This window comes from Aquincola agrisoli (assembly GCF_036621135.1).
Lineage (GTDB): Bacteria > Pseudomonadota > Gammaproteobacteria > Burkholderiales > Burkholderiaceae_C > Aquincola > Aquincola agrisoli.
On the sequence record NZ_JAZIBG010000036.1, the window covers coordinates 138,464 to 162,354 of the forward strand.

The 23,891-nt window shown below is 68.8% G+C and carries 22 protein-coding genes, 1 tRNA gene and 1 pseudogene; 10 read left to right on the forward strand and 14 right to left on the reverse strand.

The genetic code is table 11. The annotated features are described in order from the left end of the window. Positions 1–26: 26 nt before the first annotated feature. Together pedF and adh are read right to left on the reverse strand one after the other, a co-directional pair. A complete protein-coding gene (pedF, locus tag V4F39_RS17290; protein WP_332290976.1) occupies positions 27–509 on the reverse strand; it encodes a cytochrome c-550 PedF in 483 nt (160 codons plus the stop codon). Between the two features lie 96 nt (positions 510–605). After that, the gene (adh, locus tag V4F39_RS17295; RefSeq protein WP_332290977.1) at positions 606–2,126 is read right to left on the reverse strand and encodes an aldehyde dehydrogenase; all 1,521 of its coding nucleotides are present in this window, start codon (positions 2,124–2,126) and stop codon (positions 606–608) included. A 267-nt stretch (positions 2,127–2,393) separates the two neighbouring features. Here adh and V4F39_RS17300 point away from each other — a divergent pair, with 267 nt between their 5' ends. Then, positions 2,394–4,298: a sigma-54-dependent Fis family transcriptional regulator gene (locus tag V4F39_RS17300; RefSeq protein ID WP_332290978.1), complete on the forward strand. Its 1,905-nt coding sequence runs from the start codon at positions 2,394–2,396 to the stop codon at positions 4,296–4,298. Positions 4,299–4,319: 21 nt separating this feature from the next. Here V4F39_RS17300 and V4F39_RS17305 read toward each other — a convergent pair whose 3' ends face one another. The 4 genes from V4F39_RS17305 to V4F39_RS17320 are packed head-to-tail and all read right to left on the reverse strand — an operon-like array spanning position 4,320 to position 7,542. Beyond that, positions 4,320–4,625, reverse strand: coding sequence for a hypothetical protein (locus tag V4F39_RS17305; RefSeq protein ID WP_332290979.1), 306 nt, complete (start codon positions 4,623–4,625; stop codon positions 4,320–4,322). Beyond that, a complete protein-coding gene (locus tag V4F39_RS17310) occupies positions 4,625–5,470 on the reverse strand; it encodes a PEP-CTERM sorting domain-containing protein (protein WP_332290980.1) in 846 nt (281 codons plus the stop codon). Before V4F39_RS17310 ends, V4F39_RS17305 begins: the two co-directional genes overlap by 1 nt. Before the next feature lie 25 nt (positions 5,471–5,495). After that, the gene (locus V4F39_RS17315) at positions 5,496–6,608 is read right to left on the reverse strand and encodes a hypothetical protein (protein ID WP_332290981.1); all 1,113 of its coding nucleotides are present in this window, start codon (positions 6,606–6,608) and stop codon (positions 5,496–5,498) included. 13 nt (positions 6,609–6,621) lie between these two features. Continuing rightward, entirely contained in the window at positions 6,622–7,542 is a 921-nt protein-coding gene (locus tag V4F39_RS17320) for a DUF6345 domain-containing protein (protein ID WP_332290982.1), read from the reverse strand. Between the two features lie 157 nt (positions 7,543–7,699). Here V4F39_RS17320 and V4F39_RS17325 point away from each other — a divergent pair, with 157 nt between their 5' ends. Further along, positions 7,700–9,397 (forward strand): thiamine pyrophosphate-binding protein, encoded by a 1,698-nt coding sequence (locus tag V4F39_RS17325; protein ID WP_332290983.1) that lies wholly within the window; start codon positions 7,700–7,702, stop codon positions 9,395–9,397. A 12-nt stretch (positions 9,398–9,409) separates the two neighbouring features. On the opposite strand, the gene V4F39_RS17330 is transcribed toward V4F39_RS17325, so the two are convergent. Beyond that, positions 9,410–10,312 (reverse strand): EamA family transporter, encoded by a 903-nt coding sequence (locus tag V4F39_RS17330; RefSeq protein ID WP_332290984.1) that lies wholly within the window; start codon positions 10,310–10,312, stop codon positions 9,410–9,412. A 106-nt stretch (positions 10,313–10,418) separates the two neighbouring features. Between V4F39_RS17330 and V4F39_RS17335 the strand changes: the two genes are divergently transcribed. From V4F39_RS17335 to V4F39_RS17345, 3 genes are all read left to right on the forward strand, one after another. Continuing rightward, positions 10,419–10,904: an Lrp/AsnC family transcriptional regulator gene (locus V4F39_RS17335; protein WP_332290985.1), complete on the forward strand. Its 486-nt coding sequence runs from the start codon at positions 10,419–10,421 to the stop codon at positions 10,902–10,904. 58 nt (positions 10,905–10,962) lie between these two features. Further along, on the forward strand, positions 10,963–11,481 hold the full coding sequence (locus tag V4F39_RS17340; protein ID WP_332290986.1) for a hypothetical protein: 519 nt from the start codon (positions 10,963–10,965) through the stop codon (positions 11,479–11,481). Between the two features lie 31 nt (positions 11,482–11,512). Then, positions 11,513–11,589: transfer RNA gene (locus V4F39_RS17345), tRNA-Pro, on the forward strand. A 201-nt stretch (positions 11,590–11,790) separates the two neighbouring features. Here V4F39_RS17345 and V4F39_RS17350 read toward each other — a convergent pair. From V4F39_RS17350 to V4F39_RS17360, 3 genes are all read right to left on the reverse strand, one after another. Continuing rightward, complete coding sequence (locus V4F39_RS17350; protein ID WP_332290987.1) at positions 11,791–12,189, reverse strand: ester cyclase; 399 nt, start codon at positions 12,187–12,189, stop codon at positions 11,791–11,793. Between the two features lie 198 nt (positions 12,190–12,387). Next, positions 12,388–13,821 (reverse strand): MFS transporter, encoded by a 1,434-nt coding sequence (locus V4F39_RS17355; RefSeq protein ID WP_332290988.1) that lies wholly within the window; start codon positions 13,819–13,821, stop codon positions 12,388–12,390. Positions 13,822–13,823: 2 nt separating this feature from the next. Next, positions 13,824–14,663: an oxidoreductase gene (locus tag V4F39_RS17360; protein ID WP_332290989.1), complete on the reverse strand. Its 840-nt coding sequence runs from the start codon at positions 14,661–14,663 to the stop codon at positions 13,824–13,826. A gap of 169 nt (positions 14,664–14,832) precedes the next feature. Here V4F39_RS17360 and V4F39_RS17365 point away from each other — a divergent pair, with 169 nt between their 5' ends. After that, positions 14,833–15,693 (forward strand): LysR family transcriptional regulator, encoded by an 861-nt coding sequence (locus V4F39_RS17365; protein ID WP_332290990.1) that lies wholly within the window; start codon positions 14,833–14,835, stop codon positions 15,691–15,693. A gap of 74 nt (positions 15,694–15,767) precedes the next feature. On the opposite strand, the gene V4F39_RS17370 is transcribed toward V4F39_RS17365, so the two are convergent. The 3 genes from V4F39_RS17370 to V4F39_RS17380 all read right to left on the reverse strand — a co-directional run bounded on the left by V4F39_RS17370 (position 15,768) and on the right by V4F39_RS17380 (position 19,284). Next, a complete protein-coding gene (locus V4F39_RS17370; RefSeq protein WP_332290991.1) occupies positions 15,768–16,514 on the reverse strand; it encodes a GntR family transcriptional regulator in 747 nt (248 codons plus the stop codon). 79 nt (positions 16,515–16,593) lie between these two features. Then, positions 16,594–17,178 carry a PEP-CTERM sorting domain-containing protein gene (locus tag V4F39_RS17375; RefSeq protein ID WP_332290992.1) on the reverse strand — a complete coding sequence of 195 codons (585 nt, stop codon included), beginning with the start codon at positions 17,176–17,178 and terminating at the stop codon, positions 16,594–16,596. 66 nt (positions 17,179–17,244) lie between these two features. Continuing rightward, a complete protein-coding gene (locus V4F39_RS17380) occupies positions 17,245–19,284 on the reverse strand; it encodes an alpha/beta hydrolase domain-containing protein (protein WP_332290993.1) in 2,040 nt (679 codons plus the stop codon). Between the two features lie 574 nt (positions 19,285–19,858). Between V4F39_RS17380 and V4F39_RS17385 the strand changes: the two are divergent. After that, positions 19,859–20,121: pseudogene (locus V4F39_RS17385) on the forward strand (IS21 family transposase); the annotation flags it as partial. Positions 20,122–20,201: 80 nt separating this feature from the next. Then, on the forward strand, positions 20,202–20,456 hold the full coding sequence (locus V4F39_RS17390) for an ATP-binding protein (RefSeq protein WP_332291549.1): 255 nt from the start codon (positions 20,202–20,204) through the stop codon (positions 20,454–20,456). Positions 20,457–20,584: 128 nt separating this feature from the next. Here the strand turns inward: V4F39_RS17390 and V4F39_RS17395 are convergent, their stop codons facing one another. Further along, positions 20,585–21,328 (reverse strand): FadR/GntR family transcriptional regulator, encoded by a 744-nt coding sequence (locus V4F39_RS17395; RefSeq protein WP_332290994.1) that lies wholly within the window; start codon positions 21,326–21,328, stop codon positions 20,585–20,587. A gap of 109 nt (positions 21,329–21,437) precedes the next feature. Here V4F39_RS17395 and V4F39_RS17400 point away from each other — a divergent pair, with 109 nt between their 5' ends. Further along, entirely contained in the window at positions 21,438–22,517 is a 1,080-nt protein-coding gene (locus V4F39_RS17400; RefSeq protein ID WP_332290995.1) for an ABC transporter ATP-binding protein, read from the forward strand. 28 nt (positions 22,518–22,545) lie between these two features. Then, complete coding sequence (locus tag V4F39_RS17405; protein ID WP_332290996.1) at positions 22,546–23,877, forward strand: ABC transporter substrate-binding protein; 1,332 nt, start codon at positions 22,546–22,548, stop codon at positions 23,875–23,877. Positions 23,878–23,891 lie beyond the last annotated feature (14 nt).

The window sequence follows — 23,891 nt, forward strand, 5'->3', positions numbered from 1 at the left end:
GAAAAAGGAGGCCGGGAGCGGTGCCGTCAGTCGGGGCTCTTGGTGTCGACGTAGCTGCGGATCGCCCAGATGGCTTCCTGGGTGAAGATCTCCTTGAACGGCGGCATGTAGACGCGGCCGTCGCGGGTGCGGCCCTGCTGCACCGTGCTCAGGAAGTACTGGTCCATGTCGGCCAGGCAGGCCTTGTCGGGCGACTTGGCGTCGCCGCAGTCGGCGTTGAGCTTGCGCAGGTCGGGGGCGATGCCGCCCGACTTGGCTTCCAGCCCGTGGCAGCGTGCGCAGTTCTGGTTGTAGGCGGAGCTGCCGATGCGCACGGCCTCGGTGTTGGCGGGGCCGGTGCGGTAGGGGTTGGTGCTGTGCGCCTGGGTCCCCAGCTGCGGCAGCGTGTGGGTGTCGACGGCCTGCGGCACCGTGTCGCCGTGGGCCTGTGCGCTGCCCGCGAAGGCCGCGGCCAGGCAGAGGAACAGGCAGGCAGGCAGCGCATGCAGCTTCGTGCGCGGGGTGTTCATGGGTCTTGTCTCCGGAAGATCGGCAATGCAGCGGCCCGGCCTGCCCCTGCGGGCGGGCAGGCGGGGCGTCAGTCGGTTGGGTTCAGGCGCGGCCGGTCAGAAGAAGCCGAGCGCCTTGTCGCTGTAGCTGACCAGCAGGTTCTTGGTCTGCTGGTAGTGGTCGAGCATCATCTTGTGGTTCTCGCGGCCGATGCCCGACTGCTTGTAGCCGCCGAACGCCGCGTGCGCCGGGTAGGCGTGGTAGCAGTTCGTCCACACGCGGCCGGCCTGGATGCCGCGGCCCATGCGGAAGGCGGTGTTCATGTCGCGGCTCCACACGCCGGCGCCCAGGCCGTACAGCGTGTCGTTGGCGATGGCGAGCGCCTCTTCCTCGTCCTTGAAGGTCGTCACCGACACCACCGGGCCGAAGATCTCCTCCTGGAAGATGCGCATCCTGTTGTGGCCGAGGAAGACGGTGGGCTGCACGTAGTAGCCGTCCTTCAGGTCGCCGTCCTGCACCTGGCGGCCGCCGCCGATCAGGCAGGCCGCGCCTTCCTGCTTGCCGATGTCGATGTAGCTCAGGATCTTCTCGAGCTGCTCGCTCGAGGCCTGCGCGCCGATCATCGTGTCCATCTCCAGCGGGTTGCCCTGCTTGATGGCGCGCACGCGTTCCACCGCGCGCTCGATGAAGCGTTCGTAGATCGATTCCTGGATCAGCACGCGCGACGGGCAGGTGCACACCTCGCCCTGGTTCAGCGCGAAGAGCGCGAAGCCTTCGAGCGCCTTGTCGAGGAAGGCGTCGTCCTTGGCCATCACGTCTTCGAAGAACACGTTGGGCGACTTGCCGCCCAGCTCCAGCGTCACCGGGATCAGGTTCTGGCTGGCGTACTGCATGATCAGCCGGCCGGTGGTGGTCTCGCCGGTGAAGGCGATCTTGGCGATGCGCTGGCTGCTGGCCAGCGGCTTGCCGCATTCCAGCCCGAAGCCGTTGACCACGTTGACCACGCCCGGGGGCAGCAGGTCGCCGATGACCTCCATCAGCACGAGGATGGACACCGGCGTCTGCTCGGCGGGCTTGAGCACCACGCAGTTGCCGGCGGCCAGCGCGGGCGCCAGCTTCCACACCGCCATCAGCAGCGGGAAGTTCCACGGGATGATCTGCCCGACGACGCCCAGCGGCTCGTGGAAGTGGTACGCGTAGGTGTTGGCGTCGATTTCGCTGATGCTGCCTTCCTGCGAGCGCACGCAGCCCGCGAAGTAGCGGAAGTGGTCCACCGCCAGCGGCAGGTCGGCAAAGGTCGTCTCGCGGATCGGCTTGCCGTTGTCCCAGGTCTCGGCGGCGGCCAGCATCGGCAGGTTGGCCTCGATGCGGTCGGCGATCCTGTTCAGGATGTTGGCGCGCTCTGCCGGCGAGGTCTTGCCCCACGCGGCCTTGGCGTTGTGCGCTGCGTCCAGCGCGCGCTCCACGTCCTCGGCGCCGGAGCGGGGCACTTCGCAGAAGGCCTTGCCGGTGATGGGCGTGATGTTCTCGAAGTACTGGCCGCCGGCCGGCTCGACCCATTGGCCGTCGATGTAGTTGCCGTAGCGCTTCTTGAAGGCGACGGGGGTGCCGAATTGGCCGGGCTCGAACATGTTCATCGGTGTCTCCTTGAAAGGCGGTGCGCCTGCCTTCCCTTCTGCAGGGCGTGTGCCACGATCCTTGGGGTTTTCACCAGAAGGCGCAGGCCGCCCGAGGCATCGCCATCGTCGCGATCCGATCGCACAATGCGCCCGCCAGCGGCTGTTCGGGGTGCTGCGACAGCGCGGCGGGCGGATTTGTCGCAGGCTGCGACAAACCGTTGCGGCAGGCGATGCGAAGAGCGACAAGGGCGGCGACAACGGCGCGACGACAACGGAGACAGCGGGATGTCCAACCACCACACCGAGGCCGCCGACGTGCATGCGGCACGGCGCCGGTTCTTCGAGGAGGGTGCCGTGCCCGCGGGCGGGCTGTCGCACCACATCGAGCGGTCCTGGCAGCGCTGCCGGGGCCAGGTGCCGGGCCCCGAGCCGCTGGCGCGCGCGGCCTTCGCGAGCCGGCTCGAGGCCTCGCGCCGGTTCATCGACCACGCGCTGCCCGAGATGGACATGCTGGCCGAGCAGATGTCGCACACGCGCAGCGTGCTGATCCTCACCGATGCCCAGGGGCTGATCCTGGAGGAGGGCGGCAGCAGCGAGTTCCTGCGCCGTGCGCAGCGCGTCGCGCTCCAGCCGGGGGTCGACTGGTCGGAGCGCCAGTGCGGCACCAACGCCATCGGCACCGCGCTCGTCGAGCGGCAGGCACTGGAGGTGCGCGGCGCGGAGCACTACCTCGACGAGCACCGCATCCTGCATTGCGCCGCCGCACCCATCCTGTCGCCGCGCGGCGAGGTGCTGGGCGTGCTCGACGTGTCGGGCAGTGCCTCGGAGATGCACCAGCATGCGCTCGCGCTGGTCAAGCTCGCGGGCGAACAGATCGAGCACCGGCTGATCCACGCCGACGGTGCCGCGCCGGCCTGGGGCCGCCGGCTGCTGCGCTTCCATGCCAAGGCGCCGATGCTGGGTACGGCGCGTGAGGCGGTGTTCCTGGTCGACGACGACCGCGTGGTCGGCGCGAACACGATCGCGCTGCGCATGCTGGGCCTGCCCTGGGGCGCGGTGCTCGACCGGTCGATGGACGAGCTGTTCGACCGGCAGTGGCGCACGTTGGGCCAGGGCCGCGGCACGCTGATCACCCAGGGCGGCATCGGCTTCGCGGCAGCCTGGCAGGCGCAGGCCTCCGCGGTGGCCGTGTCCGCACCCCGCCATGCAGCAGCCCGGACGCCCCCGGCCTTCGAGAGCGACGAAACGCTCGAGCCGCTGCTGGCGCGCGCGGTGCGGGTGCTCGACGCGGGCAGCTCGGTGCTGCTGCAAGGGGAGACGGGGTGCGGCAAGGACGTGTTCGCCGGCCTGCTGCACCAGCGCAGCGCGCGTGCGCGCGGGCCGTTCGTTGCGCTCAACTGCGCGGCGCTGCCCGAGACGCTGGTCGAGGCCGAGCTGTTCGGCTACGCGGAGGGCGCCTTCACCGGCGCGCAGCGCAAGGGGCAGCTCGGGCGCGTGCGCGAAGCCGACGGCGGGGTGCTCTTCCTCGACGAGATCGGTGACATGCCGCTGCTGCTGCAATCGCGGCTGCTGCGCGTGCTGCAGGAGCGCAGCGTCACGCCGCTGGGCGGCGGGCGCGCGGTGCCGGTGGACTTCGCGCTGGTCTGCGCGACGCACCGCGACCTCGCGGCGATGGTGGAGGCCGGCAGCTTCCGCGCCGACCTGTTCTACCGGCTGCAGGACTACATCGTGCAGCTGCCGGCGCTGCGCGAGCGGCAGGACATCCCCGCCTTGGTCGAGCGCCTGTTCGTGCACGCCGGCGGCCGCGCAATGGGGCTGACGCTCGCGCCGGAGGCGGTCGCCGAGCTGGCGTCGAGGCCGTGGCCGGGCAACCTGCGGCAGCTGGCGAGCACCTTGCGCACGCTGGTCGCGCTGGCCGATCCGGGCACGGTGATCCATGCCGCGCAGTTGCCGCCGGGCCCACGCACGGCGACGCGCGACGCCTGGCCGCAGCCGGCGCCCGCCGGCCCGCACGAGGCGCCGGCGGCGCCGGTGCCCGACGGCATCGACCTGCGCAGCCTCACCGCCGAGGCGATCGACCGTGCCCTCGCCGCCCACGGCGGCCGCGTCAGCGCGGCCGCACGTGCACTCGGCGTGCATCGCAGCACCGTGTACCGCCACCTCCTGCAGAAGGCCGCGCCGCGCGGCTGACGCACGCGGCCGGCGCGGTGCTCAGCGGCCGCCCGCGGCGCGGGCCGGGGCGGCAGGCGGCGGGGCGGCCGCCGGGCCGAGTTCCCTGCGCGCCTGCGCCAGGCATTCCTCCCTGACCGCGCGCACCGTATGCGCGGCGCAGCGCCGCTGCGCCTGCACCCAGGGATCGCCCGCCGCGCTGGCCGCCGACGCCGGGCGCGCCGGCGCCGATGCCGCGGGGACCGGCCCGGTGCCGTGCGACGGCGCCGCCTGCAGCGGCCCGCAAGCCAGCCACACGGCCACGGCCAGCAGGCACGCCGACCAGTAGGGCCACGTCCCCGAGCGCATCACCGTTCCCGCTGCAGCGTGGAGCGGCGGCGCGCCAGGCTGGCGACGGCGGCGAGGCCGGCGAGGCACAGGGCCCAGGTGGACGGCTCGGGCACGGCCGTGACCTGGCTGAAGCCGGACACGGTGAGCGTTGTGTCGACCGCGCCCACGCCCGCGAACGTGAGGAAGCGGCCCGACACGGCCTGCCCGGTGTCCGACAGCGCCAGCCGCACGACGAAGCTCTCGTTCGGGTTCAGCACCGCGGCGTTCCACTGCAGGCCCATCACCGCGTCGCAGCCCGAGGCGGCCAGGCAGGCCGCGTCGGGCGCGGCGTCGGTGAGGTTGTTGTTGACGGCGAAGCGCGCGCCGATGGCGTCGAACGGGTCGGACGGGAAGGCATGCACCTCGCGCCGCACCGGGTCGCCGGCCACCGCCGCGTCCCACTTCTCCGCCACGGTGTCGAGGAAGTTGAGCTGCTCGCCATCGGGGTTGGCGAACACCATGAAGCGCAGCTGGTTGAAGCTGTCGGTCGTGCTCTTGTTGGTGATGCGGTAGTCGATGGTCAGCAGGCCCGTGCCGCCGCCCGACAGGGTGACGTCGTAGCTCAGCGCCGCGTTGCCGCCCACGACGCTGTTGGGCGCGCCGGCTGCGCCCAGGCCGTTGATGAACAGCATGGGTGCGACCTGGAACACGTTGCCGCTGCCGCCGTAGGCGATGTCGGACAGGTTGCCCGCGATGTCGGGGCCGCTGCTGGGCGTGAGCACCGCGTGCGCCGGCAGCGCAGCGGCACAGGCCAGCGCCGCGGCCGCGGCGAGCGGGCGCCAGCCAGGCCGGCGCTGCGGGATCGAGGCGTGAAGGGATGTCATGGGAAGGCTCCTCCTGGTCATCGGCTCAGCGCGCCGCGCGCTCGGATTCGATCTGCTGAACGAGGTCGTATTCGCGCACCAGGCCCGGTGCTGCGAAGGCCTTCTCCGACGTCTCGATGCGCGTGGCCGGGGCCTGCGAGACGATCACCTTGAGGGCCGGCCGCAGCACGCCGCAGACCGGGCACAGCGGCGGATTGGGGTCGTCGGGATGGGGGTAGGCCTTGCGCAGGGAGATCAGGATCGACATCGAGCCGATCTGGCGCACGCCCTCGTTGTACAGGTCTTCGGCGATCTCGCCGGTCAGCGTGCTGAGCGACTTGGCGAGCTTGGCATCGAGCTTCGGGTCCATCTGCGCATCCGACCAGCCGTCGACCCGCGCGAACTGGATGCCGGCGTCGTCCACCGCGATCACCGCGCTGCCCGGGGCGATGACGTGGTTGAGCTGCCGGCCGGTGGCCGGATCGCGCAGCAGGCCACCAGGCACCGCGAACGCGCGCGGCAGCGTCACCACCTTCTGCAGCGCGTACTGCCGCGCTTCCTTGCCGCGGTCGAGCTCGGTGCCGGCCACCAGCGTCTGCACCGGGAAGAGCCGGGTGGCGCCGGGGGGCGGCAGCGGGATCTCGGACTTCGGGATGCCGACCAGCTCGGCGAAGGCCAGCGCCTGCTTGTAGGCGTCCTCGTCGGTCAGCCTGATCGGCTTGGGCTCCTCGCTCGCCCCGGGCTGGAAGGCCGCGCGGCGGAAGTACTTGATGTTGCCCATGCCGATGTTCTTGCTGTACGACAGCGCCACGTAGCCGCCGGACGGATCGTCGCGCGAGCCGAGGTCCAGCGTGCACAGGCCTTCGTCGGCTTCCTTCGCGGGTGTGGTGGTGATGCGGCAGTCGGGTGCGACGGAGGGCGTGTTGCGGCCGAACACGGCCTGCGACACGCGCCCGGGGACGAACCCGCGCGAGATCGCGCCGTCGGGGCGCACGTTCATCAGCCGGTTGACGACCTCGGAGGGGCCGTTGGGCATGATCGCGGACAGCGAGGCCGCGACCTGCTTCTGCACTTCGTCGAAGCGGCTCTGGGCCTGGGCGGGGACGGCGGCGGCCAGCGCTGCGGCCAGGACGGCCAGGGCGTAGGGTTGCTTGCTCATGGTGTCGAGTCCTTCAGGGGTTGAAGCCGTTCTGGCCCAGCGGGTCGCAGCCCAGGTAGCCCATCCAGGCGTAGTAGCTGCGGCCGGTGGGCGAGCCGAAGGCACCGCTGTTGTTGTAGCGCTCGTGCAGCAAGCGGTTGAGCGCGTTGCCGGCGGTGGGGCCGATCGTCATCGCGGTGGGACACTGGTCCTGGCAGGTGCCGAACCAGTTGAACGGGTCGTAGGCCGCGCAGGCGAACTGGTTGGACTTGTAGTGGTTGGTGACCCAGGCCTTGGCCACCGGCATGAAGTGGCCGTCGAACGCGGTCTCGGCGTAGTTGCCGTTGAAGCTGGAGCTGATCCACATGATCCCGTGGAAGCCCGTCATCACGTGCAGGCCCTTCGCGCTGCCCGTCTCCTTCATCGCCACGCGCATGTTGCTGAAGTAGTTGTCGTTCAGGCTCAGGCAGGACGAGGCGTGCAGGAACTTGAGGTTGCTGTCGCCGACGAAGGTGCTGCTGGCGCCGCCGCCCATGGTCAGGCTGCATTGGTTCTTCCACGAGTTGCGCATCAGCGCGCCCCAGCGGTCGCCCGCGTCGTAGCCGTGGGCGGCGACGATGGCCGCGTCGGGCCAGTCGACGTAGGCGAAGTCGGCGCAGGCCGCGTCGTAGCTGGGGTCGCAGAAGCGGCGCAGCGTCATGTTGCCGTCGACGAACTTGCCGGTCTTGGCATGGCCCATCAGCCCCATCCAGTCGTACCAGGCCGAGGCCATGCCGGGCCAGGAGCCCCGGTCGCTGTCGGTGTCGCCGGGGGCGCAGGTGCCGCCGCTCCAGTTGCCGATCGCGTACATGTCGACCTTGAAGGCGAGGGCGGTCGAGAGCCCGGTGGAGACGGCGGCCGCGGCGAGGAGCCGGATGAGGAGCCGCTGCTGTGGGGGTGCGATGATCTTTCTCAAGGTGGCCTCCTGGGCAGATCGACCACCGGCCGGGGTGCGCGGTGGACGTGCAGCAAAGGTAGGCCGGGGCCTCGCCACCGCCCATCCCCCACGGGCTTCAAGCATGGGAGCCCGGACAGGGGCGCTCTTTGGGGGGAGCCCGCATAAACTGGCCCGCATGAACACACGTCCCGCGGGCCATGCCCTGGTCGAGGCGCTCATTGCGCAAGGTGTCGATACCGCCTTCGGCGTGCCGGGCGAGAGCTACCTCGCGGTGCTCGACGGCTTCCACGAGCACCGGGAGCGCATCCGCTTCATCGCGTGCCGCCACGAAGGGGGCGCGGCCTTCATGGCCGATGCGCAGGGCAAGCTGACGGGGCGCCCGGGCATCTGCTTCGTCACCCGCGGGCCGGGCGCGACCAACGCCAGCATCGGCGTGCACACGGCCTTCCAGGACTCGACGCCGATGGTGCTGTTCGTCGGCCAGGTGGCCAGCGACCAGCGCGACCGCGAGGCCTTCCAGGAGCTGGACTACCGCCAGGTCTTCGGCCCCGGCACGCTGGGGATGGCGAAGTGGGTGGGCGAGGTGCACGACCCCGGCCGCATCCCCGAGTACGTGGCGCGGGCCTTCCACACCGCGCTGCAGGGCCGGCCGGGCCCGGTGGTGCTGGTGCTGCCCGAGGACATGCTGGCCGCCCCGACCGCGGCGCCGGTGCTGCCGCGCATCGAGCCCGCGACGGCCTGGCCCGCCCCCGGTGCGCTGCGCGGCCTGCGTGCGATGCTCGCGGCGGCCGAGCGCCCGCTGGTCATCGCCGGCGGCAGCGGCTGGACGCCGGAGAGCGCGATGGCGCTGCAGCGCTTCGCCGAGAACTGGCAGCTGCCCGTCGGCTGCGGCTTCCGCTTCCAGGACACCTTCGACAACCGGCACCCGCTCTACGCGGGCGACGTGGGCATCGCGATCAACCCCCAGCTCGCGCAGCGCGTGCGGGAGGCCGACCTGGTGCTGGCCGTCGGCGTGCGGCTGGGCGAGATGACGACGAGCGGCTACACGCTGCTCGAGGTGCCGCGGCCCCGCCAGAAGCTGGTGCACATGCACGCCGGCGCGGAGGAACTGGGCCGCGTCTATGCGGCGGACCTGATGCTGCAGAGCGCGATGTCCAACGCCGGCAAGGCACTGGAGACGCTGGCCGCGCCCGCCGGCACGGCGCGCTGGGCCGGCTGGACGGCCGCGGCCCACGCCGACTACGAGGCCAACCATGCGGCGCCCGAAGTGGTGCCGATGGACATGGCGCAGGTGATGAAGACCATCCAGCGGCTGGCGCCCGCGGACACGGTCTACACCAACGGCGCCGGCAACTACGCCGGCTGGCTGCACCGCTACGTGCGCTACTTCGGGCTGCAGCACCACGGCCGCACGCAGCTCGCGCCCACCGCGGGCGCGATGGGCTACGGCGTGCCCGCGGCCGTGGCGGCATCGCTGCTGCAGCCGCAGCGCACCGTGGTCAACATCGCGGGCGACGGCGATTTCCTGATGACCGGACAGGAACTCGCCACGGCCACCGGCTACGGCGCGGCGCGGCTGGTCAGCGTGGTGGTGGACAACGGCACCTACGGCACGATCCGCATGCACCAGGAGCGCGACTACCCGGGCCGCGTGAGCGGCAGCGACCTCTTCAACCCCGACTTCGCCGCGCTGGCCCAGGCCTATGGCTGGCGGGCCGAGCGCATCGACCGCACCGCGCAGTTCGAGCCGGCGTTCCAGGCCGCCCTCGACAGCGGCCGGCCGACGCTGCTGCACGTGAAGCTGGACGCCGACGTCAGCACCACGCGCAGCACGCTGACCGCCATCCGCGAGGCGGCGCGCGCGCGCCGGTAGCCGCGCCCGCCGTCAGCGCGCGCGCGGCCTGCACATCAGCAGCACCACGCCCGCGAGCACGACCGACACCGCGCCCCATTCGTAGCCGGTGACGGTCTCGCCGCCGATCGCCACGCCCAGCAGCATCGCGATCACCGGGTTGACGAAGGTGTAGCTGGAGGCCAGCCCCGCGGGTGCACGCGCCAGCAGCACCATGTAGGCATTGAAGGCGATCAGCGAGCCGGCGACGACGAGGTACAGCCAGGCCGCCGCGGCCTGCGGCGTGGGCGGCCATCGGGGCGTCTCGGCGGTCAGCCAAGACAGCGCCATCAGCACCGCGCCGCCGCACAGCATCTCACTGGCGAAGCCCATGGCGCCGGGGGCCAGCGGCAGGCTGCGCTGGCTCAGCACGCTGCCGACCGACCAGGTCACGCAGGCGATCGTGATGGCCGCGAGGCCGGCCGGCGAGGCCTGGAAGCCCCGGCCCTGCGTGAGCATCAGCACGCCGGCCAGCCCGACCGCGATGCCCGCGGCTTCCAGCGTGCGCGGCCTGACGCCGAAGCCCAGATTGACCAGCGCGATCATCAGCGGCACCACGGCGATGAAGGCCACCACGAGGCCGGAACCCACCGTCAGCTCGGCATACGCGGTGCCGCCCATGCCGCCGCCCAGCATCAGCGTGCCCACCACCAGCGCGTGGCCCCACTGGCGGCGCGAGGGCAGGGGCGCGCCGCGCCAGCGCATCCACGCCAGCAGCAGCCCGCCTGCGGCGAGGAACCGCGTGCCCATCTGGAAAAAGGGCGGGAAGCTCACCAGCGCGAACTTGATCGCGAGGTAGGTCGAGCCCCAGACCAGCCAGGTCGCGGCCAGGCAGGCGAGGATCAGCGGCGAGAGCGTTGCGCCCGGCGCCGGGGAGGAGCTTGCGGCGGTCGTCATGGGCGTCGATGTTAGAAGGCCGCGCCGCGGGTTTCGAGAGGCGGTTCAACGTCTTCACGTTGCAACGCCTTGCAAATCATCGTCTTGTGCGTGCTAGGCTTTGAAGATGTCTTCCGACCTCGACGCGTACGACACCCGCATCCTGGCCGAACTCCAGGCCGATGCCCGGCTCACGATGGCGGAGCTGGGCCGGCGTGTGCACCTGTCGCAGCCGGCCGTGAGCGAGCGGGTGCGCAAGCTCGAGGCATCGGGCGTGATCACCGGCTACCGGGCGAAGGTCAACGTCGGCGCGCTGGGCTACGGCATCCGCGCCGTGATCCGCGTCGGGCGGGCCGAGTACGCGCGGGTGGTCCAGCTCATCCAGGAGACGCCGGAAGTCATCGATGCCTACAACGTGACGGGCGAGGACAGCTGGATCCTGCAGATCGCAGTGATCGACGTGGCGCACCTCGATGCGGTCGTCACCCGCTTCTGCCTGCTGACCGAGACCTCGACGTCCATCATCCTGAACGCCGCCCGCGAGGACAACCCGATGCTGCCGGCGCGGCGCGAGAACATCCGCCCGCCGCTCGTCAAAGTGGAGAATGCCTGATGCCCCCAGCCCCCCGTGATCCGTGCGATCCGCATGATCGTTTCCAGGAGGTCGAGCGATGACGCACAACGACATGAACGCGTGGGTCGCCGTCCCGACCACGCCGCAGCAGCTCGAGACTGCGGCGCGCGCCGCGCGCCGGCTCGTCAACAAGCGCGCAGCGATGGCGGCGGGCGTCGCCACGCTGCCGATCCCCGGCCTCGACTGGGTGACCGACGTGGGCATGCTGGTCAAGCTGCTGCCCGACATCAACCAGATCTTCGGCCTGACGCCGGAGCAGATCGAGCGGCTGGCGCCCGACCGGCAGGTGGTCGTCTACAAGGTGCTCTCGGCAGGCGGCGGCATGGTGGTCGGCAAGCTCGTGACGCGCGAGCTGGTGATCAGGCTGCTGAAGATGGTGGGCGTGCGCCTGACGGCGCAGCAGGCGGCCAAGTACGTCCCGCTCGCGGGCCAGGCCGTCTCGGCCGCACTGACCTTCGCGACGCTGCGCTACGTGTGCGAGCAGCACATTCAGCAGTGCATTGCCGTGGCACGCCAGCTGCAGCTGCCATCACCCACGGTGAGCGTGGGGGAGTGAGCGTTGCCGCAGGCTACAATGCGCGGTCAGTCGGGGCGTAGCGCAGCTTGGTAGCGCGGCTGCTTTGGGAGCAGTAGGTCGCACGTTCGAATCGTGTCGCCCCGACCAGAAGAGATGTTCGGAATCAACGGGTTGACTGCGAAGGCGGTTAGCCCGTTTTTCGTTTTTCGGCACTGCCGGCGCGTCTGGGGAACAGTTGGCGCGTCAACCGGCAGAGCACACTCCGCGTGGTGCTCGGCGTGCGCGAGTTGGCGCGGCCCCGAATCGGTACTGCTGGCGTCGACAAGGTCGTGGCGAAGGCGGTCACGCTCAGGCGGTCGACGCCAGCTGGTGGGCGATGGCGGCTTTGTCGATCAGCGACCAGACGGTGCGAATGCGCAAATCCTCGAACTCATAGAGCACATGCTCGCTGAACGACACTCGCCGTCCGTTCACATCCATGTCAAGAAAGCGGCCCACCGGCCGGCAATCGAAATTGAGCCGGCTCGCCACCGTCGCGGCGTCTGCAACCAGCAGCTGGATATGAAAGCGCAGGTCCGGTATGTCGCGGTAGTTGCCTTGCAGCATGGCGCGGTAGCCGGACAGGCCGATGCGTCTTCCGTTGTAGTGGACGTCGGAATGTACGAAGTCTTCGAGGCGGTCGAGATCGCGGGCGTTCAGGCAGTCGATATAGCGGCGGTAAAGCGAGGACAGGTCGATGTTTGTCATGGCTGGATTGAAACGCGTCGTCTGGGTGATTTTGCGAAGAGATCGTCGCTCGCCGCGCACCGGCTGACGGCACACGCGGCGCAGCGCGAATCGACTGGTGCCTTCTTCCGGCCCAGGCCGCTGCCGTCTGCCGGCCTTTCACATCCGGTCATCGTAATCACCGACTCACCGACCGGCGCTGCCTCGCGACGCGCCCGTTCATCGTTGAGACGCGACGATGGACAGCACGGCTGCGCCTGCGAGGCTGGCAGCGATGCACAGCATGGCCGCACCCAAGGCCTCGGCCATGGCGGCCGGGCTTGGTGAGGGTCCCGCGACGCTGAAGAAGACACCCCCGATGACCGCGACGCCCAGCGACGCGCTGACTTGCAGCGCGGAGTTGGTGACGCCAGAGATCATGCCGGATTCACCCGGCGGGGCACGGTCGATGACGGATCGCACCAGCGTCGGCAAGGCCCAGCCCTGGCCGAAGCCCAGCAAGCCGACGGCGACCGTGACGGCGGACAGGTCGGGCATCCTGGCGGGTGTGTGCCACACCAGCGCCGCCAGAAGCACGCAGCCGGCGACTTCGAGCCACATGCCGATCGCAGTCACCCAGCGGCCGAACATGCGCGTGGCCCACGGCGTGGTCAGCGGGCCGATGAAGAACCCGAGGCCGAACGGCAGGAAGACCAGGCCCGTCGCCAGGGCGTCGATGCCCAGCGCCGATTGCAGGTAGACGGAAAAGACCAGGAAGAAGGCGGACACCACGTAGAAGCAGAGCACGCTTGCCAAGCCGGCCCTCAGCCCCCGCACGCGCATCAGGTCGACGCTGACGAGCGGCACACCGCCCTGGCGCGCATAGGCCTGCTCATGGCGCCAGAAGTGCATGCCGACGAGGGGGGCAGCGACCAGCATGGCACACGCCCACCACGGCCATCCGCGCTCGCGGCCCTCCACCAGCGGCGCGATCAGAAAGCCGAGCGTGCAAGCGCACAGCAGCACGCCGATGCGATCGATCGGCGCCGGGCTGTCCGCGCGTGCATCGGGCAACAGGGGCAGCCCGCCGGCCAGCACCACCGCAACGATGGGCAGGTTCACCAGAAAGATGACGCGCCACGCCAAGTCCAGGATGTTCGCGGCGATCAACGCACCGCCCAGGGCTTGCGCGACCACCGCGGCCAAGCCGATCGTCGCGCCGTAGATGCCCAGGGCGCGTGACCGCTCGTGCAGCGGGAACAAGGCATGGATTGATGCCAGGCCCTGCGGCGCCATGGCGGCGGCGCTCAGGCCTTGCAGCACCCGACCGATGATCAAGACCTGCGGCGACGGCGCCAGCCCGCACATCAGGGACGTCGCCCCGAAGCCGCTGAGGCCGAGCAGGAAGACCCGTCGTCGCCCGAAGAGGTCGCCGAGCCGGCCGCCGGTGATCAGGAACACCGCGTAGGCAGCGGCGTAGCCGGAGATCACGAGCTGCAGTTCGGCGGCACTGGTGTGAAGGCTGCCGCGGATGGACGGCAGCGCCACGTTGACGATGAAGAAGTCCAGCGGTGGCAGGAACGCGCCCACCAGCAAGACCGCGAAGGCGAGCCATCGGCGCTGCTGGGAGGTGGAAGCGTCTGATCGTGCTGAGAGTTGCGCAGACATGGGCATCCTCAGCGACCGTGCTCGAAATCGGTGGCGATCGAAAGGTCGCGCCAGGCGGCGATGTCGGCTCGGAATGCATCGAGTTTGCGCGTCGCGGCCCGGTGGGCCGCAGGGCCCAGGGGCAGGTGCAGGGGTGGGTGCTCGGCGTCGATGGCCCGCAACATCACGGCGACGGCCTTGGCCGGATCGCCCGCCTGCCGGCCATCGTTGCGCTCACGGTAGAGGTGTCGTGCGTGCGCCGTCTCGGCATACGCAGCGATCCTGCGCGCGGCCGAGGCCATCGACCGGCCCAGGAAGTCGGTGCGAAAGGGGCCCGGCTCAACGATGAGCACCCGCACGCCCAGCGGTGCCAGCTCCTCGGCCAGCGCTTCCGAAAGCCCCTCCACCGCAAACTTGGTCGCGTTGTAGAAGCCGGAGCCGGCGGATCCGGCAATGCCGGCGCTGGACGACAGGTTGACGATGCGGGCGCCCCTGCGCCGGCGCAAGGCAGGCAAGGCGGCGCGTGTGGTCTCGATCAGACCGAAGACGTTGGTGTCGAAGAGGGGCCGGTACTCGTCAGGTTCGCCTTCTTCGATGGCGCCGATGAAGCCCGTGCCCGCGTTGTTCACCAGCACGTCCAGGCCGCCAAAGGCCTGCTCGGCCATGGCCACCGCCCTCTGCGCATCACCGGGTCGTGTCACGTCGAGCGACACCGCCCTGACCGTGTCGGGGTGGCGGTCGCACAGAGGCTGCAATGCCGAGGCGCGGCGCGCCGTGGCCACCAGCCGGTCGCCGCGCGCGGCGACGGCATTGGCCAGTGCGCTGCCCAGTCCGGCTGAACAGCCGGTGATCAGCCAAGTCTTGCTCATGGGATCCTTTCAGTGCCGCCCGGTGCCATGCGCCAGCCGCCAGTGGCTGACGAGCCCGGGTGTGGGAGGGTCGGCGGGGCGCCGGGATGCAGCCAATGTCCCAGCTTCAGCTCTGTTCGCCAACTGACAGTGCTGTACGCTCGCCGTTCACTATTGAAGGGGCCGTCGCGTGGAGTGGAGCGACATCCGCATCTTTCTCGCCGTCGCCCGGTCGGGCACCCTGGGGGGTGCAGCCCGGTCCCTGCAGCTGAGTCATCCGACGATCGGGCGCCGTCTGCGTGCGCTCGAGCAGGCGGTGGGCCACACGCTGTTCCAGCGCACCGCCGACGGGCTCGTGCCAACCGACGAAGGCGCCGGCATCATCGCGCTGGCCGAGCAGATGGAAGAGGGCGCGCTGGCAATGGCCCGCCGCCTGGAAGGCCGGGAAGAGAAGCTGCAGGGGCGGTTGCGGATATCGTGCGCCGACTGGTTCGGCGCCTATGTGCTGCCAGCCATCATCGCGGACTACAGCAGGTCATATCCGCACGTCGACGTCGAGATATTGACAGGCACGCGCCTGTTCAATCTGGCGCAGCGCGAGGCGGACATCGCCTTCCGGATCGTGCCTTTCGAAGGGCCTGACGTGGTGCAGCGTCGGCTGGTTCGCCTGCCCTACGGGGTCTACATCGCGGAGGGATCGCCCGACCCGGTGCTGGGGGATGGCGCGGGGTTCAGGCTCATCATGCACGACACGTCGACGGGGCACTTTCCCGACATCGAGTGGCTCAAGGCCAGCTTCCCCAAGGCATGGCCGCTGCTGTCGTCCAACAACCGCCATGTGCAGGCACGCATGTGCCTGCGCGGCATCGGCATCGCCGTGTTGCCGCGGGTGGTCGGCAACCACGTGCAGGGGCTGCGGCGGCTGCAGTTGGCCGACGAACCTCCGAGCCGGGAGATCTGGATGGGCTACCACCGGGACCTGCGCCGGCTGAACCGCTTGCGTGCGTTCATCGGGGTTGTGAGCGATCATGTCGAGGCGATGCACGCCTAGGATCAGCGGCCTGATCGCCAACGCTGACGGCGTGAAGGTGACTTGGCAGGACTCATGCGTCGCACGCGCTGAAGCTACGCTCGACGGGCCGCCTTGACACGGGTGGCCGGTGCATCCGCTGCTGCGACCGCTACTTGAGAGGGTGGTCCATTCGACGGCAAGGCGACGGGTCCCGCCGTCAACTGATCCAGGCTGGCGATGAGATCGGCAAAGCGCTCGCCCTGAACCAGCACGTGACCACGCAAATGCAAGGTAGCTGCCTCGGCGTCGCCATCTCGCAGTGCGTCCAGGATGGCCTGGTGTTCTTCGAAAGAGCCGTTGACACGGTTGCGTACCCTCAACTGCAGGCGGCGGTACGGTCGCAGCCTGCGCTGAAGCGCGACAGCTTCCTCAACGAGGAAGCTGTTATGCGAACCTGCGTAGATCGCGAAGTGAAAGCGTTCATTTGCGTAGAAGTACGCGTCCGTATCACGGCTTGCGGCTGCCTTTCGGCATTCCTCATGAGCGGATTCCAGGGCCGCAATCTCCTGGTCCGTCATGCGACGCGCCGCCAACCGCGCGCACATCGCCTCGAGCTCGGCCATGACCTCGAACATCTCGATCAGGCGCGTGGGCGAAACCTGCGTGACGACCATCCCCCGTGCGCCGGATTCGACGAAGCCCTCGCCGAGCAGCAGGGACAAAGCCTCCCGCACCGGCGTACGGGAGACACCAAAGCGTTTTGCGAGCTCGATCTCTTCAAGCCTCGTCCCGGGAGGCAGCTTTCCGGTTGCGATCTCTGCCTCGATCGACTCGCGCAGACGCTCGGACATTCGGCTCATAACGCGATCTTAGTCCCACGTCGCGCAAGCTGGCACGAGACATCGGCTCACGTCCCGAGGGTCGTGTGCACGCTTCGGCTCAGTGACGACGGATGCGTCTGCGTGCGTACAGAAGCGCCCCCACGCCGGCAAGCATCAGTGCATACGTGCCTGGTTCAGGGACGGCGGTCACCGCCACGTTGTCAAGCTCCATGAAGCCGAGATCATTGCGGAAGTTGAAGCTGAGCAGCGAACTTGAACTGTTAGCGGTGGCGATGAATTCGAAGGCTTGGAAACCAACGGTGGCCGCCGCCGCATCAGACCGGCTCAACAGCGTCACCCCGCCGAAGTCCACAATGAATTGGCCAGGCGCGCTCCCGTCACCGAGGAATGAGAAGCTGATCGTGTACTGTCCGCCGGGGACCGTCGCGATGGCCTGCTGAATCCCGCCCAACGATCCAATGGGGCCGAAATAGGCACCACAGATGCCCTGAGGCACCGCGCCAGCGCCGGGACACTGGACGCCATTGAATGCGCTGTTGCCGACTTCGGTCCAACTGGCGAAGCTGCCGCTTTCGAAGCTGCCGTTGTTCACCAGGTTGGCCTGGGCGAACGTCGAGGCGGACGCGGCGAAAAGCCCGATGTACAAGGCCGACTGGACGCGATTGATTCGTTGCAGTGTCATGGAACCTCTCCTTCAAACCCAGAAAGTTGGTAGTCCGAGTGCACAGCGGCACCCGGTTGTCGTCGTTCAGGGGAGCAAGGGCAACACGCCGCCATTGGTCATCTGCGTTTTCATCGTGTTGACCAGCATCGTCGCGTCGGACGGCAGGAGAAGACGCTGCGCGACCAGGCTCTTGGCGACTTTGTTGGCCTGGAAAAGGTAGTTGCCCAGCGAACCATAGCGCTCGACGATGGACAGGCGCGGGTCGCCGAGTGCAAGGCGCTCGGCCGCTGTACGTGGGAAGGGGATGGACCCGCCGGCGAGCGACTGCTCGCGCCCGGCGAGCGGCCCGCTCTGAATCGGGTTCCAGCCGGTGTATGTGCTCAACGGCATGCGATGGAGCAGCGACCTGAGACCTGCGACCTCGTTGCCGTCGGCGTCAACCTTCGGTGCCAGCGAAGCAATGACTCCCAAGATCGGCGGCGGTACTTTGCTGATCACGCCCGAGCCCAGGCTGTTGCTGAACCCAGGGCCATAGTCGTAGTTGAGCACCGGATTCATCACCCCGTCGGGCGTCGGCGAGCCGGGGATGGCTGGCCAACCCAAGGCTGCCGAATTCGCGGGGACCAGCGTACCGTCACTCACGCGGGGGTATGCACTGGGCGGAGGCAGGGTCCCGTTGCGCACCCATTCGATCATCGCCACGTGGAGCGCACGGTTCGTCTCTCTCTGGCCGTTGGGGTTGTTGATGTGCCTGAGGGGGTTGGTGGAGCGCGCGGCCAGATTCCAGCTCGGCGTGCCGCCGCCGTGGGCGGTGCCCGCGTGGTAGTAGCGCCGGACGTTGGCGGGCAGCGGAAGATCTTCCGACCCGAGGGTACCTGTGATGCCGGGGCTGCCATGGCTGTACCACATTTCGGCACCGCCGTAGGTCTCCATGATCTTTGGACACGTGTTGGTCATGCGGCAGCGGGTGAGAAAGCCCCACGGCTGCCCGCCGCGCACCGGGTCGGCATAGTCTTCCCACCACAAGGTGCCGTTCGCGCCCGGGTCGTACATCTCGGCGATGTCGCCGGGGATGGCGAAGCGGATATTGAAGCTCCCCATCATGCCGGCGATGTTCGGGTTCATGCCGTCGAAGACGATCCTGCCTACCGTGCCGCTGTCGTCTTCATTGAAGCCGTTGTTGAGGAAATGCTTTCCCAGACGCCCTGACTGCGAATTGCCGAAGTTGAGCGCATGTTGGATTCGGCCGGCGACAGGGTTCGCAGTGCCGAAGTCGTCGGCAGCGGCGTAACGGAAAAATGAACTGACATCACGCATCGCTGCCTCTCCTACGCCGAGAACGTAGGGATCCTTGGCAAGGCGCACGAGTTCGTAGCCGCGCTGGCTGTCGAAGCCGCCTCGGATGCAAAGCTGCGTGGCGCTTGGAGTCCCAGGGAAGGGGTTCGCAGCGGAGCAGCTTGCGAAGGCGAAGTCGGCACTCGGAATCTCAACCACATCGGCCTTCACCCCTTCTGGCGACTCGCTGGCGAACGAGATCAAACGCGCCTGCGTCGTGTCCATCGTGGCCAGCGGCCGTGTCGCGATGTCGTCGATGGTCACCTGCAGGCCGCTGGGGCCTATGAAGCGGTCCCAGACCGGGCCCACCACGCCTGTCGCCCGGGGAACGTTGATGCCCAGACTTCCTGTTGTCCCGGTGATCGGAATGTCGCCCTGCCAAGCGACATTGAGGAGCACCTGCCCGTACGCAAAGATCAGGTCGGTGCCGTACGGATTGGCGTTGTTGCCACGGTTCGGTATGAGCTGCATCAAGATGCCGCCGGCCTTACCCATGTCGACCGGCATGAGTAAGGTGAACTGCGTGGCGTAGGTCACCTTGCCATTGGCATTGCGGGGTGCGAGTTCGATGTCGGTGATGACCGCATTGCGTCGATCGAACGGGTCTATCTCCCCTTCCGCTACGCCCCTCCACTCCACATAGGGTCCGACTGGACCTGAGTTGGGCACATTGGTAGAGGTCTGAAAGGTGATCTTCGTGACGCGAGCATCGGCGGCGCTGGTCGCCGTCAGGGCGAGCGTGACCGCTGCGAGCGCAACTGTCCGATGAGAGCGCTGTGGTATGGGCATGGGGCTCCTCCGGTGAAAAGACGGGCGTCGGAACTTGTTGGCCTACGCGGCGGCAGGCGCGCGAGCCCCGAGGACCGCAATTCCCGGGTCGAGGACTCATACATGAATCTATTGCCTGTATACATCCCGGCCATTGGGGTATGCGCGTTATCGGGTTTGACCTAGGGAATGCTGGCGCTGTCGGCGCTGGGATGGGAACCAAGCGCATCAGCCGGGAGCTGGGTTGTAGCGGCAACACGGTGCGCGAGGACCTGCGGCTTGGCGGCTGGCGGCCCAAGGATGTCGCTGCGCGGTGCGGTGTGCTGCAAGTTCACCAGGCGTGGCTGGCCGAGCGGCTGCAGCGCCACCGCGGCAACGCCGATGTGGTGCGGGTCTGGCGCGTGAGCTGGGCATCAGCGTCAGCCCGCGCACGGTGCGAAGTTGAGGTCGCATGGAAGAGGTGTTGTTCCAAGCTCCGCAGGTCGCAACAGGCCTGGGGAGCGAGAGGCAGCGCGCCGTGGTCCCGCTGCGGCGCGAGCTGCGCGCGCAGGCGGAGCCCCCGTGCGCTACGAGACCGCGCCCGGCCAACAACTGCAGATCGGTCACGTTCAACGAACGCTTCCAGGCCTTCTGCCGCCACTGGGGCGTCACGCCGCGGGCCTGCGCGCCGTACCCGGGCGCACCAAGGGCAAGGACGAGCGTGGCGTGGGCTACATCAAGCGCAACGCCAGCGCCGGCCATGCCTTCGAGCACCTGGAGGCGCTGCACGCGCACTTGGCGCGCTGGATGCGCGAGATCGCCGATGCCCGGGTGCACGGCACCACCGGCGCGCATGCCGAGGGCCGGCTGGAGGACAAGCTGCTGCACTTCAGCAAGCCCAAGCTGCTGGTGGTCGATGAGCTGGGCGCTACCTGCCGTTCGAGGCCAATGCGGCGCATCTGTTTTTCCAGCTCGTCAGCCGGCGTTACGAGCGCGGCTCGATGCTGGTGATCGGCAACCGCTCGGTGGCCGAATGGGGCGGCGTGTTCGGCGATGCTGTGGTCGCCACCGCCATCCTTGACCGGCTGCTGCACCACAGCCACGCCGCCACCATCCGGGGCGACAGCTACCGGCTGCGCACGAAGCGCAAACGGTGCACCTGCATCGACTACCAACTGGTCATCAACTGGGGGTCAGTTCTAGATGTCGATTGACAGTGCCCGACGGCACCACGCTGCTTGTTCAACGTTGCCCTAACCCGTTTTCATTGCCATGGCAGGGATCCCACCAGCCGACGAGGGGCCGTGGCCGCCGCCTCGCGTGCACGAGGCCGCGCGCCGGCTCAACCTGCGGACGCGCGGCGCCGGCTCTTCCCTTCCGCCGCCACGCCACCTTCCTTGAGCCGCTGCTCACCACGTTGATGGTGGCGAATGGCGGCGCGGCGTGCGCCTTCCGGGTCGCGCGCGGCGATCGCATCGACGATGGCGCGGTGCTCGCCGCGCACCTGCTCCACCCACTCCTCGCGGCGCGCCTCGTTCGACTTGGTGACGCGCATCCCGTCGAGCAGGTACTGCTCGATGAAAGCGAGCAGCCGCACGAACTGCGGGTTGTGCGTCGCCGCGCCGATCGCACGGTGCAATTCGAAGTCCTCGGTCAATCCCAGCTCGCCCTTCTCGTTGGCGGTGTCGATCGCCTTCAGCGCGCGCTTGAGCGCGGCGATCTCGGCGCGTGTCGCACGCGTTGCAGCGAGCGCCGACATCTCGCCCTCGATCACACGCCGCAACTCCAGCACCTGCAGTACGGCCTCCACCGACTCGAGCACCTTGGGGTCGAAGGTCAAGCCGCGCGGCGGCGGCGCGGCCACGAACATGCCCGAGCCTTGGCGCGAGACGAGCAGGCCTTGCGAGCGCACCTGGTGCACCGCCTCACGGACCACCGAGCGCGAGACGCCGTGCTCGCTCGCCAGCTGGGCCTCGGTGGGCAGCCGATCGCCCGGGCGCATGCGGCCGGCCTCGATCTGCTGGGCCAGCAATGCGGCAAGCCGATCGGACAGTCGCTCGACGGGGGCAAGGGTGAGTGGTTCCATGATTCGTCAGGTTATCAGACAACTTTTAGAAGATCAAACGGGGTATGTCCGCAGGCCGATCGCGGGCAGCGGGGATAGCATCACCGCGTTCACTAAGGAATACGTAGCGATGGCCAATGTCTCGATCGCGTCAGTGAAGAAGCGCTTTGGCGGCGTCGGGGTGCTGCATGGCGTGGGCATCGAGATCCCCGACGGCTCGTTCACCGTGCTGGTCGGTCCCTCGGGCTGCGGCAAGAGCACGCTGCTGCGCATGATCGCGGGGCTCGAGAGCATCAGCGAAGGCGACATCCTGATCGGCGGCAAGGTCGTGAACCAGATGCCGCCGAAGGAGCGCGACATCGCGATGGTGTTCCAGAACTACGCGCTCTATCCGCACATGACGGTGCGGCAGAACATGGCGTTCTCGCTCTCGCTGGCCAAGGTGGATCCGAAGGTCGCCGAGGCGAAGGTGGCGCGCGCGGCCGAGATCCTGGCGCTGGGCGCGCTGCTCGACCGGTATCCGCGCCAGCTGTCGGGCGGCCAGCGGCAGCGCGTCGCGATGGGACGCGCGATCGTCCGCGACCCGCAGGTCTTTCTCTTCGACGAGCCGCTGTCGAACCTCGATGCCAAGCTGCGCGTCGCGATGCGCAGCGAGATCAAGGAGCTGCACCAGCGGCTGAAGACCACGTCGATCTACGTGACGCACGACCAGATCGAGGCGATGACGATGGGCGACCAGATCGTCGTCATGCGCGACGGCCGCATCGAACAGACCGGCAGCCCGCTCGACCTGTACGACCATCCTGCCAACCAGTTCGTCGCCGGCTTCATCGGTTCGCCGGCCATGAATTTCCTGCCGGGCACCTTGCGCCGCCATGGCGGCGAGGTGCAGGTCGAACTGGCCGGGGGCATCGCGGTGCCGGCGCCCCCGGACGCCGGCGGCGCCGACGGCCAGCCGGTGATTCTCGGCACGCGGCCCGAGCACCTGGCGCTGGTGGGCGAGAGCCCGGGCGCCATCGCCGCGGTCGTCGCGGTCACGGAGCCGACCGGCATGGACACCTTCGTGGCCTGCCGGCACCACGGCGTCGACCTGGCAGCGGTGTTCCGCGAACGCCACCAGCTCGCCCCGGGTTCGACGATCCACCTGCGCCCCGACGCGCAGCGCGCCCACGTGTTCGATGCCGCCACCGGGCAGCGGCTGGTCGCCTGATTCACTCACCCGCAGAGGAGACATCACCATGACGTTGCCCATCAACCGCCGTCGATTTCTCGAAGGCTCCGCGGCCACCGCTGCCGCGACGCTCGGCGGCGGTGCCGCCGCAATCTGGGCGCCGGCGGTACACGCCCAGGCGCTGGCGTTGAAGCCCGAAAAGGGCGCCAAGCTCCGGGTGCTGCGCTGGAGCCGCTTCGTGCAGGGCGACATCGACGCCTACATGGCCAACGTCAAGAAGTTTACCGAGAAGACGGGCGTGGAAGTGCGCGTCGACAACGAGAGCTGGGAAGACGTCCGGCCGAAGGCCGCGGTGGCGGCCAACACCGGGGCCGGCCCGGACATCGTGCTGTCGACCAACGACGACGCGAACCTGTATCCCGAAAAGCTGCTGGACATGACGGACGTCGCCGAATACCTGGGCAGGAAGTACGGCGGCTGGTATCCGGCGGTGCATCAGTACCTGAAGCCCGACGGCAAGCGCTGGCTCGGGCTGGGCCTGGGCGCTTCGGGGTCGCTGCTCGTCTATCGCGAAAGCCATGTGAAGGCGGCCGGCTTCGATGCTTTCCCGAAGGACACCGCGGGGTTCCTCGCGCTTCACAAGGCCTTGAAGGAGAAGGGGACGCCGGGCGGCTACGCGCTCGGCAACGCGACCGGCGACAGCCTGTGGACGAACTGGCTGATGTGGTCGCACGGCGCCCAGCTCGTCGACAAGAACAACAAGGTCATCATCGACAGCCCGGAGACGCTGAAGGCGCTGGAGTACGCGAAGGAGCTCTACGCGACCTTCGTGCCCGGCACGCTGTCGTGGCTCGATCCGAACAACAATAAGGCCTTCCTCGACGGCCAGGTCAGCTGCACGAACAACGCCATCTCGATCTACTACACGGCGAAGAACTCGCAGGATGCCAAGGTCAAGGAGCTGGCGTCGGACATCAACCACGCAGCGTTCCCGATCGGGCCGATCGGGGTGCCGACCGAATCGCACCTGTTCTTCAACCAGATGGTCTTCAAGTACACGAAGTACCCGCAGGCGGCCAAGGAGTTCCTGCGTTTCATGATGGAGGAGGAGCAGTTCGATCCTTGGCTCACGGCTTCCAACGGCTACGTCGCCCACCCGCTGGCGGCGTACGAGAAGAGCGCCATCTGGACGTCGGATCCGAAGAACACTGCCTACCGCGACTGCGTGAAGAACATGCGGCCGGCCGGATACGCCGGGCGGCTCGGCTACGCCTCGGCGGGGGCAGGGGCGGACTTCATCATTCCGAACATGGTGGCCGAGGCCGCCAGCGGCTCGAAGAGCCCGAAGGAAGCCGCCGAGCGCGCGCAGAAGCGCGCCGAGCGCTACTACAAGGTCTGAGCGACCGCTCCCGA

Excerpts from the sequence above, each read along its gene's own strand:
- pedF (WP_332290976.1), bottom strand. The coding sequence starts at position 509 with ATGAACACCCCGCGCACGAAGCTGCATGCGCTGCCTGCCTGCCTGTTC.
- adh (WP_332290977.1), bottom strand. The coding sequence starts at position 2,126 with ATGAACATGTTCGAGCCCGGCCAATTCGGCACCCCCGTCGCCTTCAAG.
- V4F39_RS17300 (WP_332290978.1), top strand. The coding sequence starts at position 2,394 with ATGTCCAACCACCACACCGAGGCCGCCGACGTGCATGCGGCACGGCGC.
- V4F39_RS17305 (WP_332290979.1), bottom strand. The coding sequence starts at position 4,625 with ATGCGCTCGGGGACGTGGCCCTACTGGTCGGCGTGCCTGCTGGCCGTG.
- V4F39_RS17310 (WP_332290980.1), bottom strand. The coding sequence starts at position 5,470 with ATGACATCCCTTCACGCCTCGATCCCGCAGCGCCGGCCTGGCTGGCGC.
- V4F39_RS17315 (WP_332290981.1), bottom strand. The coding sequence starts at position 6,608 with ATGAGCAAGCAACCCTACGCCCTGGCCGTCCTGGCCGCAGCGCTGGCC.
- V4F39_RS17325 (WP_332290983.1), top strand. The coding sequence starts at position 7,700 with ATGAACACACGTCCCGCGGGCCATGCCCTGGTCGAGGCGCTCATTGCG.
- V4F39_RS17330 (WP_332290984.1), bottom strand. The coding sequence starts at position 10,312 with ATGACGACCGCCGCAAGCTCCTCCCCGGCGCCGGGCGCAACGCTCTCG.
- V4F39_RS17335 (WP_332290985.1), top strand. The coding sequence starts at position 10,419 with ATGTCTTCCGACCTCGACGCGTACGACACCCGCATCCTGGCCGAACTC.
- V4F39_RS17340 (WP_332290986.1), top strand. The coding sequence starts at position 10,963 with ATGACGCACAACGACATGAACGCGTGGGTCGCCGTCCCGACCACGCCG.
- V4F39_RS17350 (WP_332290987.1), bottom strand. The coding sequence starts at position 12,189 with ATGACAAACATCGACCTGTCCTCGCTTTACCGCCGCTATATCGACTGC.
- V4F39_RS17355 (WP_332290988.1), bottom strand. The coding sequence starts at position 13,821 with ATGCCCATGTCTGCGCAACTCTCAGCACGATCAGACGCTTCCACCTCC.
- V4F39_RS17360 (WP_332290989.1), bottom strand. The coding sequence starts at position 14,663 with ATGAGCAAGACTTGGCTGATCACCGGCTGTTCAGCCGGACTGGGCAGC.
- V4F39_RS17370 (WP_332290991.1), bottom strand. The coding sequence starts at position 16,514 with ATGAGCCGAATGTCCGAGCGTCTGCGCGAGTCGATCGAGGCAGAGATC.
- V4F39_RS17375 (WP_332290992.1), bottom strand. The coding sequence starts at position 17,178 with ATGACACTGCAACGAATCAATCGCGTCCAGTCGGCCTTGTACATCGGG.
- V4F39_RS17380 (WP_332290993.1), bottom strand. The coding sequence starts at position 19,284 with ATGCCCATACCACAGCGCTCTCATCGGACAGTTGCGCTCGCAGCGGTC.
- V4F39_RS17395 (WP_332290994.1), bottom strand. The coding sequence starts at position 21,328 with ATGGAACCACTCACCCTTGCCCCCGTCGAGCGACTGTCCGATCGGCTT.
- V4F39_RS17400 (WP_332290995.1), top strand. The coding sequence starts at position 21,438 with ATGGCCAATGTCTCGATCGCGTCAGTGAAGAAGCGCTTTGGCGGCGTC.
- V4F39_RS17405 (WP_332290996.1), top strand. The coding sequence starts at position 22,546 with ATGACGTTGCCCATCAACCGCCGTCGATTTCTCGAAGGCTCCGCGGCC.